Annotated in this window: 17 protein-coding genes; 15 read left to right on the top strand and 2 right to left on the bottom strand. The window is 68.7% G+C overall.

Annotated elements, in window-relative coordinates:
* From B3Z70_RS06950 to obgE, 3 genes are read left to right on the top strand one after another with little or no spacing between them, the layout of a single operon-like run.
* The gene (locus B3Z70_RS06950) at nt 1–1461 is read left to right on the top strand and encodes an NAD-dependent succinate-semialdehyde dehydrogenase (RefSeq protein WP_292045194.1); all 1461 of its coding nucleotides are present in this window, start codon (nt 1–3) and stop codon (nt 1459–1461) included.
* Nucleotides 1462–1515: 54 nt separating this feature from the next.
* Nucleotides 1516–1824, top strand: coding sequence for a TonB family protein (locus tag B3Z70_RS06945; protein WP_292045193.1), 309 nt, complete (start codon nt 1516–1518; stop codon nt 1822–1824).
* Between the two features lie 51 nt (nt 1825–1875).
* A complete protein-coding gene (gene obgE / locus B3Z70_RS06940) occupies nt 1876–2922 on the top strand; it encodes a GTPase ObgE (protein ID WP_292045192.1) in 1047 nt (348 codons plus the stop codon).
* Here obgE and B3Z70_RS06935 read toward each other — a convergent pair whose 3' ends face one another.
* Nucleotides 2923–4056, bottom strand: coding sequence for an AI-2E family transporter (locus B3Z70_RS06935; RefSeq protein WP_292045191.1), 1134 nt, complete (start codon nt 4054–4056; stop codon nt 2923–2925).
* A gap of 98 nt (nt 4057–4154) precedes the next feature.
* On the opposite strand from B3Z70_RS06935, the gene B3Z70_RS06930 reads away from it, so the two are divergent.
* The 12 genes from B3Z70_RS06930 to B3Z70_RS06875 are packed head-to-tail and all read left to right on the top strand — an operon-like array spanning nt 4155 to nt 14004.
* On the top strand, nt 4155–5717 hold the full coding sequence (locus B3Z70_RS06930) for a helicase HerA-like domain-containing protein (RefSeq protein WP_292045189.1): 1563 nt from the start codon (nt 4155–4157) through the stop codon (nt 5715–5717).
* A gap of 50 nt (nt 5718–5767) precedes the next feature.
* Nucleotides 5768–6328, top strand: a complete 561-nt coding sequence (locus tag B3Z70_RS06925; RefSeq protein ID WP_292045188.1) for a NifU family protein — start codon at nt 5768–5770, stop codon at nt 6326–6328.
* Between the two features lie 56 nt (nt 6329–6384).
* A complete protein-coding gene (locus B3Z70_RS06920; protein WP_292045187.1) occupies nt 6385–6984 on the top strand; it encodes a helix-turn-helix domain-containing protein in 600 nt (199 codons plus the stop codon).
* Nucleotides 6985–7029: 45 nt separating this feature from the next.
* A complete protein-coding gene (locus tag B3Z70_RS06915; RefSeq protein WP_292045186.1) occupies nt 7030–7431 on the top strand; it encodes a helix-turn-helix domain-containing protein in 402 nt (133 codons plus the stop codon).
* Nucleotides 7432–7440: 9 nt separating this feature from the next.
* Nucleotides 7441–8121: a tRNA (adenosine(37)-N6)-threonylcarbamoyltransferase complex dimerization subunit type 1 TsaB gene (gene tsaB / locus B3Z70_RS06910; RefSeq protein ID WP_292045184.1), complete on the top strand. Its 681-nt coding sequence runs from the start codon at nt 7441–7443 to the stop codon at nt 8119–8121.
* Nucleotides 8118–8558 carry a ribosomal protein S18-alanine N-acetyltransferase gene (gene rimI / locus B3Z70_RS06905; protein WP_292045182.1) on the top strand — a complete coding sequence of 147 codons (441 nt, stop codon included), beginning with the start codon at nt 8118–8120 and terminating at the stop codon, nt 8556–8558. The genes tsaB and rimI overlap by 4 nt, the downstream gene beginning before the upstream one ends.
* Nucleotides 8559–8585: 27 nt before the next feature.
* Entirely contained in the window at nt 8586–9071 is a 486-nt protein-coding gene (locus B3Z70_RS06900) for a Fur family transcriptional regulator (RefSeq protein WP_159847368.1), read from the top strand.
* A gap of 44 nt (nt 9072–9115) precedes the next feature.
* On the top strand, nt 9116–10507 hold the full coding sequence (miaB, locus tag B3Z70_RS06895; protein ID WP_292045179.1) for a tRNA (N6-isopentenyl adenosine(37)-C2)-methylthiotransferase MiaB: 1392 nt from the start codon (nt 9116–9118) through the stop codon (nt 10505–10507).
* Nucleotides 10507–11493: a PhoH family protein gene (locus B3Z70_RS06890; RefSeq protein ID WP_292045176.1), complete on the top strand. Its 987-nt coding sequence runs from the start codon at nt 10507–10509 to the stop codon at nt 11491–11493. The genes miaB and B3Z70_RS06890 overlap by 1 nt, the downstream gene beginning before the upstream one ends.
* Entirely contained in the window at nt 11490–11936 is a 447-nt protein-coding gene (ybeY, locus tag B3Z70_RS06885) for an rRNA maturation RNase YbeY (protein WP_292045173.1), read from the top strand. The genes B3Z70_RS06890 and ybeY overlap by 4 nt, the downstream gene beginning before the upstream one ends.
* Nucleotides 11937–11987: 51 nt before the next feature.
* Entirely contained in the window at nt 11988–13577 is a 1590-nt protein-coding gene (gene lnt, locus B3Z70_RS06880) for an apolipoprotein N-acyltransferase (protein ID WP_292045294.1), read from the top strand.
* Nucleotides 13578–13590: 13 nt separating this feature from the next.
* Nucleotides 13591–14004, top strand: a complete 414-nt coding sequence (locus B3Z70_RS06875) for a helix-turn-helix domain-containing protein (protein WP_292045172.1) — start codon at nt 13591–13593, stop codon at nt 14002–14004.
* Nucleotides 14005–14007: 3 nt separating this feature from the next.
* On the opposite strand, the gene greA is transcribed toward B3Z70_RS06875, so the two are convergent.
* Complete coding sequence (greA, locus tag B3Z70_RS06870) at nt 14008–14487, bottom strand: transcription elongation factor GreA (RefSeq protein ID WP_292021644.1); 480 nt, start codon at nt 14485–14487, stop codon at nt 14008–14010.
* Nucleotides 14488–14549 lie beyond the last annotated feature (62 nt).

Genomic DNA, 14549 nt, shown 5'->3' with positions numbered 1-14549 from the left:
GTGAACCAGACCGCCCGCAACGCCGGCCTCGCCTTGCTGAAACAGCACGCCCTTATCGCCGGCGAGCCCATTCTCGCCAACGGATCCGGCATCGCCGTTGACGATCCGGCGACCGGCGAGATCATCGGTCATGTGCCGGACCTGGGTGCTGAGGAAACCGAGCGCGCCATCGCGGCGGCGACCGAGAGCTTCGCCGACTGGTCGCGATCCGATCCCCACAAACGCGCGACCGTCCTGCGGGCCTGGGCCGCGCTGATCGACGAGCATACGGAGGGTCTGGGCGCGCTGATGGCGCTGGAGAACGGCAAGCCGTTCGAGGAGGCCAAGGGCGAGGTGACCTACGCCAACGGCTTCATCAAATGGTTCGCGGGCCAGGCCGAACGGCTGATCGGAGAGACCCAGGACAGCCCGCTGGGCCATCTGCTCCTGACCTATCGGGAAGCCGTCGGGCCATGCGCCCTGATCACGCCGTGGAACTTCCCCGCCGCCATGCTGACGCGAAAGCTGGGCCCCGCCTTCGCCGCCGGCTGCACCGCCGTGGTCAAGCCGGCCAGCCAGACCCCCTTCACTGCCATCGCCCTGGCCGAACTGGCCTACGAAGCCGGCCTGCCGAAGGGCGCGCTGTCCATCGTCACCGGCGACGCGGCGACCATCGGCAAGGTGCTGACCGACAGCCCCGACATCCGCAAACTGTCCTTCACCGGCTCGACCGGCGTGGGGCGCAAGCTGGCCGAACAATGCGCACCCACGCTGAAGCGGGTGTCGATGGAGCTGGGCGGCGCCGCTCCGCTGATCGTCTTCGCCGACGCCGATCTGGACCTGGCCGTCGCCGAGACCATCAAGGGCAAGTTCAGGAACTCGGGCCAGACCTGCGTCTGCCCCAACCGCGTCTATGCGGAGCGATCGGTCGCCGAAACCTATGCCGAAAAGCTGGCCGCCGAGGTGGCGAAGATCAAGGTCGGCGCCGCCTTCGAAGACGGCGTGAAGGTCGGGCCGCTGATCGAGGACAAGGCCATCGACAAGGTCGAGAAGCATGTCGCGGCGGTCAAGGCCGACGGCGGGCGCGTCCTGACCGGCGGATCGCGCCATGAGCTGGGCGGCCGCTTCTTCCAGCCCACCGTGACCCTGGGCGGAAACGACGAACTGTTCCGCGAAGAAGAGACTTTCGGCCCGATGATCCCGGTCTTCGCCTTCGATACCGAGGACGAGGCGTTGGAGAAGGCCAACGCCAGCGACTACGGCCTGGCCTCCTATCTGTTCACCCGCGATCTGGACCGGGCCATGCGGTTCTCGCGCCGGATCGAGGCGGGGATGTGCGGGGTCAACACCGGCCTGATCTCCACCGCCGTCGCCTCGTTCGGCGGGGTCAAGCAATCCGGCTATGGCCGCGAAGGCTCGATCCACGGCATCGACGAATATGTGGACATCAAGACGGTGACACTGGCGTTGAAACCAGGCTGACGGACGTGCGCAAAGGCGGCTTGCGCTGCAACCGACGATGGCTAAGGTGCGATCATGTTGACCGCACTGTTCGCCGCCGTCCTTGTCCAGACAGCTCCGGCGCCATCGCCGCCTCCCGTCGTCTGGGCCGAGCCGCCGAGGGTTGAAACGCCGCCGAAGGCGCTTGAAGCCGGAGCTTCGGGTTCGGTCGTGCTGCGATGCGTCTTCATGGAGAACGGCGCCGCCACGAACTGCGTCGTCGTTTCCGAGACGCCTGCGGGCATGGGCTTTGGTCGCGAAGCCATCCGCGGCGTCAGATCGGCGCGCGCTCAACCGGGCCAGACTGGACCGCGCGAAGTCAGGCTGAACTTCTCGACGCGATGATCCTTGAGGTCACGCCTGTAATTCGTCGCGCTTCTGCGGCATAAGCCCGCGATGAAGTTCCTCGACCAGGCCAAGATCTATATCCGCTCCGGCAACGGCGGGGCGGGCTCCGTGTCGTTCCGACGCGAGAAGTTCATCCCCAACGGCGGCCCCGACGGCGGGGACGGCGGCAAGGGCGGCGACGTCTGGATCGAGGCGGTCGAGGGGCTGAACACCCTGATCGACTATCGCTATCAGCAGCATTTCAAGGCCCAGACCGGCCACCACGGCCAGGGCCGCCAGATGCATGGCGGCAAGGGCGAGGACGTGAATCTGAAAGTGCCCGTCGGCACCCAGGTTCTGGACGAGGACAAGGAAACGGTCCTGCTGGACATGGATGCGCCCGGCAAGGTCGAACTGCTGCTGAAGGGCGGCAACGGCGGCTGGGGCAATGTGCGCTTCAAGGGGCCGACCAATCAGGCGCCGACCTACGCCAACCCCGGCCAGGAGGGGCAGGAGCGCTGGATCTGGCTGCGGCTGAAGCTGATCGCCGACATCGGTCTGGCGGGCCTGCCCAATGCGGGCAAGTCGACCTTCCTGTCGGCGGCCAGCGCGGCCAAGCCCAAGATCGCCGACTATCCGTTCACGACCCTGGCCCCGAACCTGGGAATGGTGGACCTGTCGCCGTCCGAGCGGTTCGTCATCGCCGACATCCCCGGCCTGATCGAGGGCGCCAGCGAGGGCGCCGGCCTCGGCACGCGCTTTCTGGGTCACGTCGAACGCTCGGCCAGCCTGATCCATCTGATCGACGGCACGCAGGACGACGTGGTCGAGGCCTACCGCATCATCCGGGGCGAACTGGAAGCCTATGGCGAGGGCCTGGCCGACAAGGCCGAGATCCTGGCCCTGAACAAGATCGACGCCCTGACGCCCGAGGCGCGCGAGGAGAAGGCCGCCGAACTGGAGGCCGTCGCCGGTCGCCGGCCCATGCTGGTGTCGGGCGTGTCCGGCGAAGGCGTGCCCGCCCTGCTGCGCGCCGCCTGGGCCGAGGTGAAGAAGACACGCGGCGCCCTGGCCGGCGACAGCGAGGCGGACCAGATCAGCGGCTGGCAGCCCTGATCAGGCGTCCGGCGCCGGCTCGGTTCCGGGCTTGCGCCGAGGCGTCCTGGACGCTGACGGTTTCTTCGTCTCGTCCGCATAGGGTTCGCCGTCGCCCGACAGCAGGACCGCCATCCAGCGCGATCCCCTGAACTCGGCCAGGATGGCCATGGCCATGACCGCCAGCGGCGTGGACAGGAACATGCCGACTACGCCCCACATCTTGCCGCAGAAGGCCAGGGCCAGCAGCACCACCACCGGATCGATGTTCTGGTTGTCGCCCTGCATCCGGGGCTGGATGAAGTTGCCGACCACGAACAGGATGACCTGCAGCCCGACCAGCAGGATGGCGGCGGGCCAATAGCTTTCGAACTGCGCCAGGGCGAAGATCGGCGGCGCAAGACCGGCGATCGCCCCGCCCAGCACCGGAATGAAGCCGACGATGAAGATGACGAAGGTCCAGAACTCCGGGTTCTGAAGCCCCACCGCCCGCATCAGGATCCAGGCGACCACGCAGATCATCACCCCGGTCACCGACTGGACCCAGATATAGCCCTCGACCCCGCCGCGCACGCGCTGGAACACCGCCACGGCCTCGTCGCGCTGGGCCTTTTGCGGGAACATGGCCACGATCTTCTTTCGGAACCCCGCCTGGGAGGCCAGCAGAAAGCCCAGATAGATCAGCACGAAGAAGGCGCCGGACACGATCCCCTGGACCTGAAACGCCATGGAGGTCAGCCAGCCGCGCAGATCCACGCCGTTGATCAGATCCTGGGCCGTGGGCGGATTGTTCAGCCGCACCAACCCATAGACGTCGCGAATGATCTGATCGATGCGCGGGCCGATGTTGGCCGAGACGCCGGACGCCTCGCCGAAGAAGCCGGCGGCCCCGTTCACGATGATGGCGATGGAGGCGAAGAAGGCCAGCACCACCAGCGTCAGGGCCGCGATCCCGGCCCACCGATGGCTGAGCGGCGTGCGCGCCTCCACCGACCGCTTCACCCCGTCGATCATGATCAACAGGAAGATGGCCATGGCCAGGGGCGTCAGTATGTCCCGCAGCCAGTACAGCGCCGCCCCCGCCGCCACGGTGGCGATCAGGGCCACGGCGTTTCGGGACACGGTCGAGGAGGGCACGGCGACGGGGCTTTTCATCCCAGCCTTGTCGAACCGTGCGGCGGCGGCGTCAATCGCTGTTCCGGCGGCGTTTGGAACGCGCTAGACCTTTGGCCGAGACGCCATCGGAGACCCCAATGCCCGACGCCCTGCCCGGCCTGTTCCTCGGCCAGTCCGACACAGCCCAGCCGGAAAACCTGTTGTTCAACCGCGCCAACCGCCACGGCGTGGTCGCCGGGGCCACCGGCACCGGCAAGACGGTGACGCTGCAGATCATGGCCCAGGGCTTCTCCGACGCAGGCGTGCCGGTCTTCTGCGCCGACGTGAAGGGCGACCTGTCGGGCATTTCGCAGATCGGCACGCCGAACGAGAAGCTGGTCGCGCGCGCGACCGAGATGGGCCTGACCCTGACGCCGCGCGCCGCGCCGGTCGTTTTCTGGGACCTGTATGGCCAGAAGGGTCATCCGATCCGCACCACCGTCTCCGAGATCGGCCCGGTGCTGATGGCGCGGATGCTGAACCTGAACGAGGTGCAGGAAGGCGTGCTGACCGTCGTCTTCCACGTCGCGGACAAGGAGGGCCTGCTGCTGCTGGACCTGGACGATCTGCGCAGCCTTCTGGTCTATGTGGGCGAGAACGCCGAGCGGATCGGGCGCGAGGTCGGCAATGTCGCCCCCGCCTCCATCGCCGCCATCCAGCGCGCGCTGCTGCAGGTCGAGCAACAGGGCGGCGACGCCTTCTTCGGCGAGCCGGCGCTGAAGCTGGAGGACATGATCCGCGTCGGGCTGGACGGCCGGGGCCAGGTCAATGTGCTGGATTCGACGCGGCTGATGAACAGCCCGCGCCTGTATGCGGCCTTCCTGCTGTGGCTGCTGTCGGAACTGTTCGAGCAGCTTCCCGAAGTCGGCGACCCGGAAAAGCCGCGCCTGGTCTTCTTCTTCGACGAGGCCCACCTGCTGTTCAACGACGCCCCGCGCGCCCTGCTGGAAAAGGTCGAACAGGTCGTTCGCCTGATCCGGTCCAAGGGGGTGGGCGTCTATTTCGTCACCCAGAACCCGGCCGACATTCCCGACAGCGTCCTGGCCCAGCTGGGAAACCGCATTCAGCACGCCCTTCGCGCCTATACGCCGTCGGAACAGAAGGGGCTGAAGGCCGCGTCGCAGAGCTTCCGCACCAACCCGGCATTCGACACGGCCGAGGCGATACAGGCCCTGGGCGTGGGCGAGGCCCTGGTGTCGGTTCTGGACGAAAAGGGCGCGCCGACGGTCGTGGCCCGCACCAGGATTCGCCCGCCGGCCTCGCGCCTGGGGCCCGCGACCGACGCCGAGCGCGCGGCGATCATGGCCGCCAGCCCGGTGCGCGGGCTGTACGATCAGGTGCTTAACCGCGAATCCGCCGCCGAGATTCTGGCCAACCGTCATAGCGCGGCCGATCAGGCGGCGGTTCAGGCGAAAGCCCGGGCCGAGGCCGAAAAGGCCGCTCAGATTCAGGCCAAGGCCGACGAGAAGGCCGCCCAGGCCGCAGCCAAGGCGCAGGCTCAGGCCGAGGCGCGGGCCTCGCGGACGACGGCGGCCGCGCCTCGCCGCTCTACGCGCGAAACACCGATCGAAGCCATGACCAAGTCGGTCCTGCGCACCGCCGGATCGACCCTGACCCGCGAACTGATGCGCGGCATCCTGGGCGGCCTCAAGAAGCGCTAGATCCGGCGCCAGGTCTTGCAACGGGGCGGGGGCGAGCGCATCTCCCGCCCATGTTCATCCAGACCGAACCCACGCCCAATCCGAACGTGCTGAAGTTCCTGCCCGGCCGCGACGTGTCGCCGGCCGCCGCGCTGGAATACCGCACCATCGACGAGGCGACGGCCTCGCCCCTGGCCGAGGCCCTGTTCGAGGTGGAAGGGGTCGACGGCGTCTTCTTCGGCGCCGACTATGTTTCGGTCACCCGCCAGCCGCAGGGTCCGGAGTGGTCGGAGATGAAGGCGCCGATCCTGGGCGTCGTCATGGATCATTTCGTGTCGGGCCAGTCGCTGACGCGCGGCGCCGGCGCCGAGGCCGACGCTCATGCCGAGGACGACAGCGAGATCGTCGCCGAGATCAAGGCCCTGCTGGACAGCCGCATCCGCCCGGCCGTGGCCCAGGACGGCGGCGACATCCTGTTCGATTCCTTCGACGAGGCGACCGGCGTGCTGGCCCTGCGGATGCGCGGCGCCTGTGCCGGCTGCCCGTCCTCGTCCGCCACGCTGAAGGCTGGAGTCGAACAGATGATGCGCCACTATGTGCCGGAAGTGACGCGGGTCGAGCAGACCCTGTAACGCCTGAAACCTTTTCGTCCTCGCCATGGGCGGGCGGGTGCGCCATCCTGCCGGCCATGTCGCGTTTCATTCCCGATCCCGAAGCCCTGCGCCTGGGCGAGGCGCTGGCCGCCCTGCGGCGCGAGCGCGGCCTGTCGCAGGCCGAGGCCGGCGCCCGACTGGACATGACCAGCCAGGGGTGGGGCCTGTATGAGGCCGGCCGACGCTCCGGCCTGTTTCGTCCCGATGTGCAGCGCCGCCTGACCGGCGCGCTGGAGTCCACGCCCGAGGCGCTGGCCCTGGCGCTGTCGGCGTCGACCGCGCCTTCGACCGACGATCGGCCGGCCGTCGCCCCCGCCGCGCAGGCCGTGGAAAGCCGCGGCCGCGCCTTCGCCGGCGCTCCCTCTCAGATTCGCCGCCTGCAAGTCCTGAACGACGACCTGTCCCCCTGGGCGGATTCGGGCGTGGTGCTGGAATATGCGCTCGGCGTCTGGCCCCGGCGCGGCCAGGGCTGCGTGATCGAGGTCGGCGGCGAAACCCGCATCCGCATCTATGAGACCGGCGACGCGGACACCGTCACCGTGCGCGGCGCGGCCCGATCCGACAAGGCGGAGGTTCTGTCTCGCCGAACCATCGACCGCCTGTCGGCCGTAACGGCGCGCATCGAACAACAATGAAACAAAATCGTTGATTTCATATTTGTGACGTGAAACACTATCGTCATGGCCACTCCTCGCCAAAACCTGTCTCCCAGAGCCGCCGAGCCGGTCGATATCTTCGTCGGCGCCCAGATCGCGGCGCGGCGCATGGCCTTGGGCCTGTCGCAGTCGGCGCTGGGCGATCAGGTGGGCGTCAGCTTTCAACAGATGCAGAAATACGAAAGCGGGCGTAACCGCATATCCGCGTGGCGCCTGCATGGACTGGCCCTGGCGCTGGGCGCGCCGATCCAGGCCTTCTTTCCCCCGCGGGTCGAGCCGTCGCCCGACCCGGACGCCGCCCTGCTCAGCGCCGTCTGCGCCACGGCGGAGGGCCGCACCCTGGCCCTCAGTTTTGCCCGCATGGAAAGCCGCGCTGTGCGGCAGGCCGTCACGCAGCTAGTAGAGGTTCTGGCCAAGGCCGCCTAAAAGGCCGCCATGAGACTTCTGGTGATCGATACGGCGCTCGGCGCCTGCACGGCGGCGGTGTTCGAGGACGAGCGTCCCCTGGCCGTGCGCTTCGAGCCGATGGTCAAGGGGCACCAGGAAAGGCTGGGCGGCCTGGTCCGCGACGTGATGGCTGAAGCGGGCGGAGGCTTCGAGAGCCTGGACCGGATCGGCGTCACCGTCGGGCCCGGATCCTTCACGGGCCTGCGCGTCGGTCTGGCCTTCGCCCAAGGGTTGGGCGCCGCCCTGGATCGGCCGGTCGTGGGGATTTCGACCCTGGACGCCCTAGATGCATCGCGGGCGTCGCCCGACGGGCCGGCGGCCGCCCTGATCGATGCGCGGCGCGGGCAGGTCTATGCGCGATTGTTCGCCGATGGCGCCCCGCTTGGCGAGGCCGAGGCTCTGCCGATTGAACAGGCGGCCGAACGGATCGCGGCGCTCGGCCCGGCCGTCGCCCTGGTCGGCAACGGCGCGGCGGTTCTGGCCGGCGCCTTCCCCGACCTGAAGATATCGCGGACGGACGACCGGATCGCCCCGGCGCCCGAGGCCCTGGCCCGCCTGGCGGCGGACGCCGATCCGACGACCCATCCGCCGCGTCCGCTTTATCTGCGCGCACCGGACGCCACCCCGCCCAGCCGCCTGCCGGGCCAACCGCGCCAGCCCCCGGCATGACCGCGACGCCGGACGCCCTGGCCGCGCTTCATGCCGAGGCCTTTTCCGCCCCCTGGGACGCCCAAGCCTTCGCCGACCTTCTGACCCAGCCCGGCGTGCTGTTGAGGATCGAGGCGGACGGCTTCATCCTGATCCGCGTCGTGCTGGACGAGGCGGAAATCCTGACCCTGGCTGTCCGACCCGGCGCGCGTCGCCAGGGTCTGGGCCGGCGCCTGGCGGAGCGGGCCTGCGTCGCCGCCAAGGACGCCGGCGCCGAGACCCTGTTCCTGGAAGTCGCCGAGGACAATGCGGCCGCGCGCGTCCTCTACGCCCGCGCCGGCTTCGTCGAAATCGGCCGCCGAAAGGCCTATTACGCCGGCCCCGACGGACGCCGGATCGACGCCTTGGTCCTGCATCGCGATCTGTCTGTCGATCCCGTCACGCCGACGCTTCCCTGACGCGCGACGAACCCCTATTCTAGGGTCATGGACCGGATCGAAAAACTCTGCGCCGACCGCGGCATGCGTATGACCGAACAGCGTCGGGTGATCGCCCGGGTGCTGTCGAACGCCGAAGACCACCCCGATGTCGAGGAGCTGTATCGCCGCGCCTCGGCCATCGACCCGCACATCTCCATCGCCACCGTCTATCGCACCGTGCGCCTGTTCGAAGAGGCGGGCGTGGTCGAGAAGCATGACTTCGGCGACGGCCGCAGCCGCTATGAAGAGGCGGGCGACGACCACCACGACCACCTGATCGACACCAAATCGGGCGAGGTGATCGAGTTCTTCGACGCCGAGATCGAACGGCTGAAGTCCGAGATCGCCGAGCGTCTGGGCTTCCAGCTGATCGGCCACAAGCTGGAGCTTTACGGCGTCGCCATCGAGGGGGCCGAACCGTCCAAGCGCGAAGGCCTGATCTTCACGCGCCACGCCGCCCGCGTCGATCCCGCCGATGTGGACGCGGGCTGAGGCCCCGTCTTGTCGGGGCGGGTGCGGGCGACCATAAGCCCGGCATGACCGAGACCCAGTTTCCCCAAGTCGAGACGGCGGCCGAGAAGCGTCTGTTCATCAAGACCTACGGTTGCCAGATGAACGTCTATGATTCGGAGCGCATGGCCGATGTGCTGCGCCCGCTGGGCTATGCGACGACCGACGATCCCGCCCGCGCCGACTTCGTCATCCTGAACACCTGCCACATCCGCGAGAAGGCGGCGGAAAAGATCTATTCCGAGCTGGGCAAGCTGCGCGAGATGCGCGACATCCGCCGCGAGACCGGCGGGGACATGACCATCGCCGTCGCCGGCTGCGTCGCCCAGGCCGAGGGCGAGGAGATCATGAAGCGTCAGCCGGCGGTCGACATCGTGGTCGGTCCCCAGGCCTATCATCAGCTGCCCGAACTGCTGACCCGCACGGCGCGGGCGCGGGGCGAGCGGATCGGCGCCGACTTCGCCCCCGACGACAAGTTCGACGCCCTGCCCGCTGCGCGCTTCACCGAGGGACCGACCGCCTTCCTGACGGTGCAGGAGGGGTGCGACAAGTTCTGCACCTTCTGCGTCGTGCCCTATACGCGGGGCGCGGAATGGTCGCGGCCTTTGGCCTCAGTGCTGGAAGAAGCGCGGCAACTGGCGGATCGCGGCGTGCGCGAGGTCACCCTGCTGGGCCAGAACGTCAACGCCTATGACGGCGAACGGCCGGACGGGAAGAAGGCCACCCTGACCGAACTGGCCTACGCCCTGGCCGAAATCCCCGGCCTGGACCGCATCCGCTATACGACCAGCCATCCCAACGACATGAGCGACGACCTGATCGCCGCCCATGGCGATCTGGACGCCCTGATGCCCTATCTGCACCTGCCGGTTCAGGCCGGGTCGGACCGCATCCTGCGGCTGATGAACAGAAAGCACGGGCGCCAGAAGTATTTGGATCTGATCGACCGGATCCGCGCCGCGCGGCCGGACATCGCCATGGCCGGCGACTTCATCGTCGGCTTTCCCGGCGAGACGGATCGGGAGTTCGAGGATACCTTGGATCTGGTGCGGCGCGTCAACTATGCGGGGGCGTTCGCCTTCGCCTATTCGCCCCGCCCCGGCACGCCGGCGGCCGGCATGGGCAAGCAGGTCGAGCCGGAAGTCGCGAAGGAGCGGCTGCACCGTCTGATCGCCCTGCTGACCGAACAGCAGACCGCCTTCAATGAAGCGCAGGCGGGGCGCACGCTGAATGTGCTGTTCGACAAGCCGGGGCGTCACGGCCACCGTCGCCAAGCGATCGGTCGATCCCCATATCTGCAATCGGTCCACGTCGATGACGCGGATCACCTGATCGGACAGATCGTTCCGGTCGAGATCGTCAAAGGCCAGCAGAACAGTCTGTCGGGCCGTCTCATTTCCCAGCAAAAGGCCGCTTGATGGCGCGTGAGTCCGAATTCGTCCCGCTGAACGACGCCGAACTGCGTGCGGTGATCGGACCGAACAGCCGCCATGTCGCCTTGATCGAGGACGCCTTCAAAGTGCTGATCGAGGCGCCGGGCGGCGGGGTCTCGGTCAATGGCGGCACGCGCGACCGGTCCGACGCCCGCCGGGTGATCGAGGATCTGGCCAAGCGCGCGGCCTTGGGCGCCGAAGTCACCGAGGCGGACGTGCGCGCGGCCCTGGGCCAGGCGCGCGGGGGGCGGGGAACGCCGGGCATGGCGGCGGCCGGGGTTTCCCTGCCGGGCGGCAAGCGCGGCGCCATCGTGCCCAAGACCAAGGCCCAGGCCGCTTATCTGGACATGCTGGGGCGGTGCGAACTGTCGTTCGGCGTCGGCCCGGCCGGCACCGGCAAGACGTTTCTGGCGGCGGCTTACGGCGCGTCCCTGCTGCGGCGCGGACAGGTGGACCGGTTGGTCATCACCCGCCCGGCGGTCGAGGCGGGCGAGAAGCTGGGCTTTCTGCCCGGCGACCTGAACGAGAAGGTCGACCCCTATCTGGCCCCGATCTGGGAGGCGCTGAACGACATTCTGGGCGCCGAAGACGTGCAGCGCCGCCGCGACAAGGGCGAGATCGAAGCCGCCCCCATCGCCTTCATGCGCGGCCGCACGCTCAGCCACGCCTTCGTCATCGTGGACGAGGCGCAGAACACCTCGCGCCTGCAGATGAAGATGGTGCTGACGCGGCTGGGCGAAGGCGCGCGAATGGTGGTCACGGGCGACCCGTCCCAGATCGACCTGTTGAACCCGCGCGATTCCGGCCTGGCCCATGCCTTGCGGATTCTGGACGGGGTGCAGGGCGTGGGCGTCCTGAAGTTCGAGGCCTCGGACGTGGTGCGCCACGCCATGGTCGAGCGGATCGTGCGCGCCTATGACGCCGATGCGGCGAAGGGGCGGCCTGCCCCGGACCTCGAAGACCCCGCATGATCGAGATCGAAGTCGAGGCCGACGCCTGGACCGGCGCCCTGGCGGAGGCCGAAGCTGTCGTGTCGCGCGCCGCACAGGCGGCGCTAGGAACGGTGGAGGGCGATGTCGTCGTCCTGCTGACCGACGATGAGGCGGTGCGCGACCTGAACGCCCGGTTCCGCGACAAGGACAAGCCGACCAACGTCCTGTCCTTCCCCGCGCTTGAGAACGCCGCGCCGCATCTGGGCGACATCGTCCTGGCCTACGGCGTCTGCGCGGCGGAAGCCGAGGCGCAAGGAAAGACCCTGTCCGACCACCTGAGCCATCTGGTCGTCCACGGGGTGCTGCATCTGCTCGGCCGCGACCACGAGGACGACGCCGAGGCCGAGGAGATGGAGGCCGAGGAACGCGAGATCCTGGCTGGAATCGGCGTCGCCGATCCTTATGCCGCCGAGCAGGACTGATCCATGTTTCCCGACGCCCTGCTGAACCGTTTCGCAGCCCCCATCCGCGCCATGCCCGACAAGAAGCGCGCCCTGACCTGGCGGCTGATCCGCATCGTCCTGGCCCTGCTGGCGGGCGCCGGGACGGCCTTCGCCCATCCGCCGTTCGGGGTTCTGATCGGTCTGTTGGGCTATCCGCTGCTGATGATCCTGTCGGAGCGGTCCGACACGGCGCGGGGCGCCTTCTGGATGGGGTGGCTGGCCGGGTTCGCCTATTTCTTCGTCGGCTGCTGGTGGGTGGCCGAGGCCTTTTTCGTCAATCCCGAACAGGCGTGGATGGCGCCCTTTGCGGCCAGCCTGCTGCCTGCGGGCCTGGGCCTGTTCTGGGGCGCGGCGACGGCCCTCTATCGGCGTTTCGCACCCATTGGGTCGGTGCGGGTCCTGTTGTTCGCCGCCCTGTTCTGCGCCGCCGAATGGCTGCGCGGCCATGTGCTGACCGGCTTTCCGTGGAATCCGGCGGGGGCCACGTGGCGAGCGGGCGGCGGCATGTCCCAGTTCGCCTCGGTCGTCGGCGTTTATGGCCTGAGCCTGATCACCGTCGCCGCGACCGCGGCCTTCGCCCCGATGATCGGTCCGGGCGAAAAGCGCAGCCGTCTGGTCTCGGCGGGCCTGGGCGCCCTGGCCATGATCGCGGTGGGGGCGTTCGGCGCGGTGCGGCTGGCGCAATCGGATCTGCAGTTCACTGATACGGTGGTGCGCCTGGTCCAGGCCGATGTGAAGCAGGAAACCAAATGGTCGCCCGAGGCCTATCGCTCCATCGTCGACCGCTATGTCGCCCTGACCGGCCAGGCGGCGTCGCGGACGCCCGATGTGGTGGTCTGGCCCGAGGGCGCCCTGCCCGCCTCGGCCAACGACGTCTTCGCCTCGGCTGACGCCGCCGCCATCGCCGGCGCCCTGCGGCCCGGCCAGACCCTGCTGATGGGGCTGGCGCGGGGCGAGCCGGACCTGACGGCGCCCGAAGGCGCCCGCTATTACAACAGCCTGTTCGCCCTGGCCGACGAGGGCGGGGCGGGCCTGAGGATCGCGGCCGTCTATGACAAGCACCGACTGGTGCCGTTCGGCGAATATCTGCCGCTGGGATCGCTGATGACCTCCATCGGCCTGCGCAGCCTGGTGCATATGCCCAGCGATTTTTCCGCAGGACCGAGGCCGGCGCCGATCTCGTTTCCTGGCGCGCCGCCGGCCCAGGTGCTGATCTGCTACGAAAGCCTCTATCCCGGCTTCACGCCCGGCGCGGCGGGCCGTCCAGACTGGATCGTCAATGCGTCCAACGACGCCTGGTTCGGCGCCACCTCCGGCCCGCGCCAGCATCTGAACCTGGCCAGCTATCGCGCCATCGAGACCGGCCTGCCCATCACGCGGGCCACGCCGACGGGGATTTCCGCCATGATCGATCCATGGGGCCGGATCGTGGACGGCCAGCGGCTGGAGCCCGGCGTGATGGGGGTGATCGACGCCCCCCTGCCCCGCCCGACCGGCGTCACCCCCTATGGCCGGTTCGGCGACTGGCCGCTGGCGCTAGCGCTAATGGCTATGCTCGCTCTATCCTTGTGGCCGCTGATCCTGCGATCTAAGGTGAGATCGGGGCAGTCGGCGATCTGAGGCGGGGAAGACCATGGCGCAAGACAAGGACGAGACGATCCACCCCGTGGATCGCCATGTCGGCCGTCGCGTCCAGGAGAAGCGGCTGAACCTGGGCCTCACCCAGACCGCCCTGGCCAATGCGGTCGGCGTCAGCTTCCAGCAGGTGCAGAAGTACGAAAAGGGCACGAACCGCGTTTCGGCGTCCAAGCTGTTCGAAATCGCCCAGTTCATGAAGGAGGAGATCGCCTTCTTCTTCGACGGCGTTCCGCTCCAGCAGCCTGGCATGGCCGAGGCCGCCGCGCCCGGCTTCGACCATGACTTCCCGATGACCAAACAGAGTCTGGAAATCGCCAAACTGGCGCCCCGCCTGCCGCTGCGAAAGCAGAAGGCGGTCGTGCAGATCATGCGCGAAATGCTGGACGAAGGCGTGGGCGACGAGGCCTGAAGACTAGCCGACGGCCGTAATCTCGGCCGTCTGCCCCGCCACCTGCACCTCGTCCCCGACGCGGCGGCCCATGACGGCGCGCGACAACGGCGACACATGGCTGACCGAACCGGCGGCTGGATCGGCCTCGTCCTCGCCGACGATGCGCCACGTCTGGGTGCGGCCGTCGTCGCGTTCGATGGTGACCGAGCCGCCGAAGCGCACGGCGCCCTCGTCCTCGCCCGGCTCGACCAGCTGGGCCGAGGCGCGCCGCGCGGACCAGTAGCGCAGGTCGCGGGTCGCGCGGGCCATGGCGGTGCGGTCGCTCTCGATCGAGCCCTGCACCTGGGCGGCCGTATAGGCGGCGCGGGCCGAGGCCAGTTCGGCCTCGATCAGGGCCAGACCCTGCGGCGTGACCAGATTGGGGTGGGGCGAGATCGGGCGGTCCGCCAGGTCGGCGGCGGTGGCCTCAAGATCTTCTTCTCGGGTGAAGGCGACGCTCATGGTACGGAACATAGCGACGCGCGCGCCTATAGCCAGAGCCGAGCCGACCGGGCAAAGCGGGG

It is taken from the genome of Brevundimonas sp. UBA6550 (genome assembly GCF_002434505.1).
Lineage (GTDB): Bacteria > Pseudomonadota > Alphaproteobacteria > Caulobacterales > Caulobacteraceae > Brevundimonas.
This window is presented reverse-complemented; position numbering and strand designations above follow the sequence as displayed.

Excerpts from the sequence above, each read along its gene's own strand:
- tsaB (WP_292045184.1), top strand. The coding sequence starts at position 7,441 with ATGAGACTTCTGGTGATCGATACGGCGCTCGGCGCCTGCACGGCGGCG.
- B3Z70_RS06935 (WP_292045191.1), bottom strand. The coding sequence starts at position 4,056 with ATGAAAAGCCCCGTCGCCGTGCCCTCCTCGACCGTGTCCCGAAACGCC.
- B3Z70_RS06900 (WP_159847368.1), top strand. The coding sequence starts at position 8,586 with ATGGACCGGATCGAAAAACTCTGCGCCGACCGCGGCATGCGTATGACC.
- B3Z70_RS06875 (WP_292045172.1), top strand. The coding sequence starts at position 13,591 with ATGGCGCAAGACAAGGACGAGACGATCCACCCCGTGGATCGCCATGTC.
- miaB (WP_292045179.1), top strand. The coding sequence starts at position 9,116 with ATGACCGAGACCCAGTTTCCCCAAGTCGAGACGGCGGCCGAGAAGCGT.
- greA (WP_292021644.1), bottom strand. The coding sequence starts at position 14,487 with ATGAGCGTCGCCTTCACCCGAGAAGAAGATCTTGAGGCCACCGCCGCC.
- B3Z70_RS06915 (WP_292045186.1), top strand. The coding sequence starts at position 7,030 with ATGGCCACTCCTCGCCAAAACCTGTCTCCCAGAGCCGCCGAGCCGGTC.
- rimI (WP_292045182.1), top strand. The coding sequence starts at position 8,118 with ATGACCGCGACGCCGGACGCCCTGGCCGCGCTTCATGCCGAGGCCTTT.
- lnt (WP_292045294.1), top strand. The coding sequence starts at position 11,988 with ATGCCCGACAAGAAGCGCGCCCTGACCTGGCGGCTGATCCGCATCGTC.
- B3Z70_RS06945 (WP_292045193.1), top strand. The coding sequence starts at position 1,516 with ATGTTGACCGCACTGTTCGCCGCCGTCCTTGTCCAGACAGCTCCGGCG.
- B3Z70_RS06890 (WP_292045176.1), top strand. The coding sequence starts at position 10,507 with ATGGCGCGTGAGTCCGAATTCGTCCCGCTGAACGACGCCGAACTGCGT.
- B3Z70_RS06920 (WP_292045187.1), top strand. The coding sequence starts at position 6,385 with ATGTCGCGTTTCATTCCCGATCCCGAAGCCCTGCGCCTGGGCGAGGCG.
- B3Z70_RS06925 (WP_292045188.1), top strand. The coding sequence starts at position 5,768 with ATGTTCATCCAGACCGAACCCACGCCCAATCCGAACGTGCTGAAGTTC.
- ybeY (WP_292045173.1), top strand. The coding sequence starts at position 11,490 with ATGATCGAGATCGAAGTCGAGGCCGACGCCTGGACCGGCGCCCTGGCG.
- obgE (WP_292045192.1), top strand. The coding sequence starts at position 1,876 with ATGAAGTTCCTCGACCAGGCCAAGATCTATATCCGCTCCGGCAACGGC.
- B3Z70_RS06930 (WP_292045189.1), top strand. The coding sequence starts at position 4,155 with ATGCCCGACGCCCTGCCCGGCCTGTTCCTCGGCCAGTCCGACACAGCC.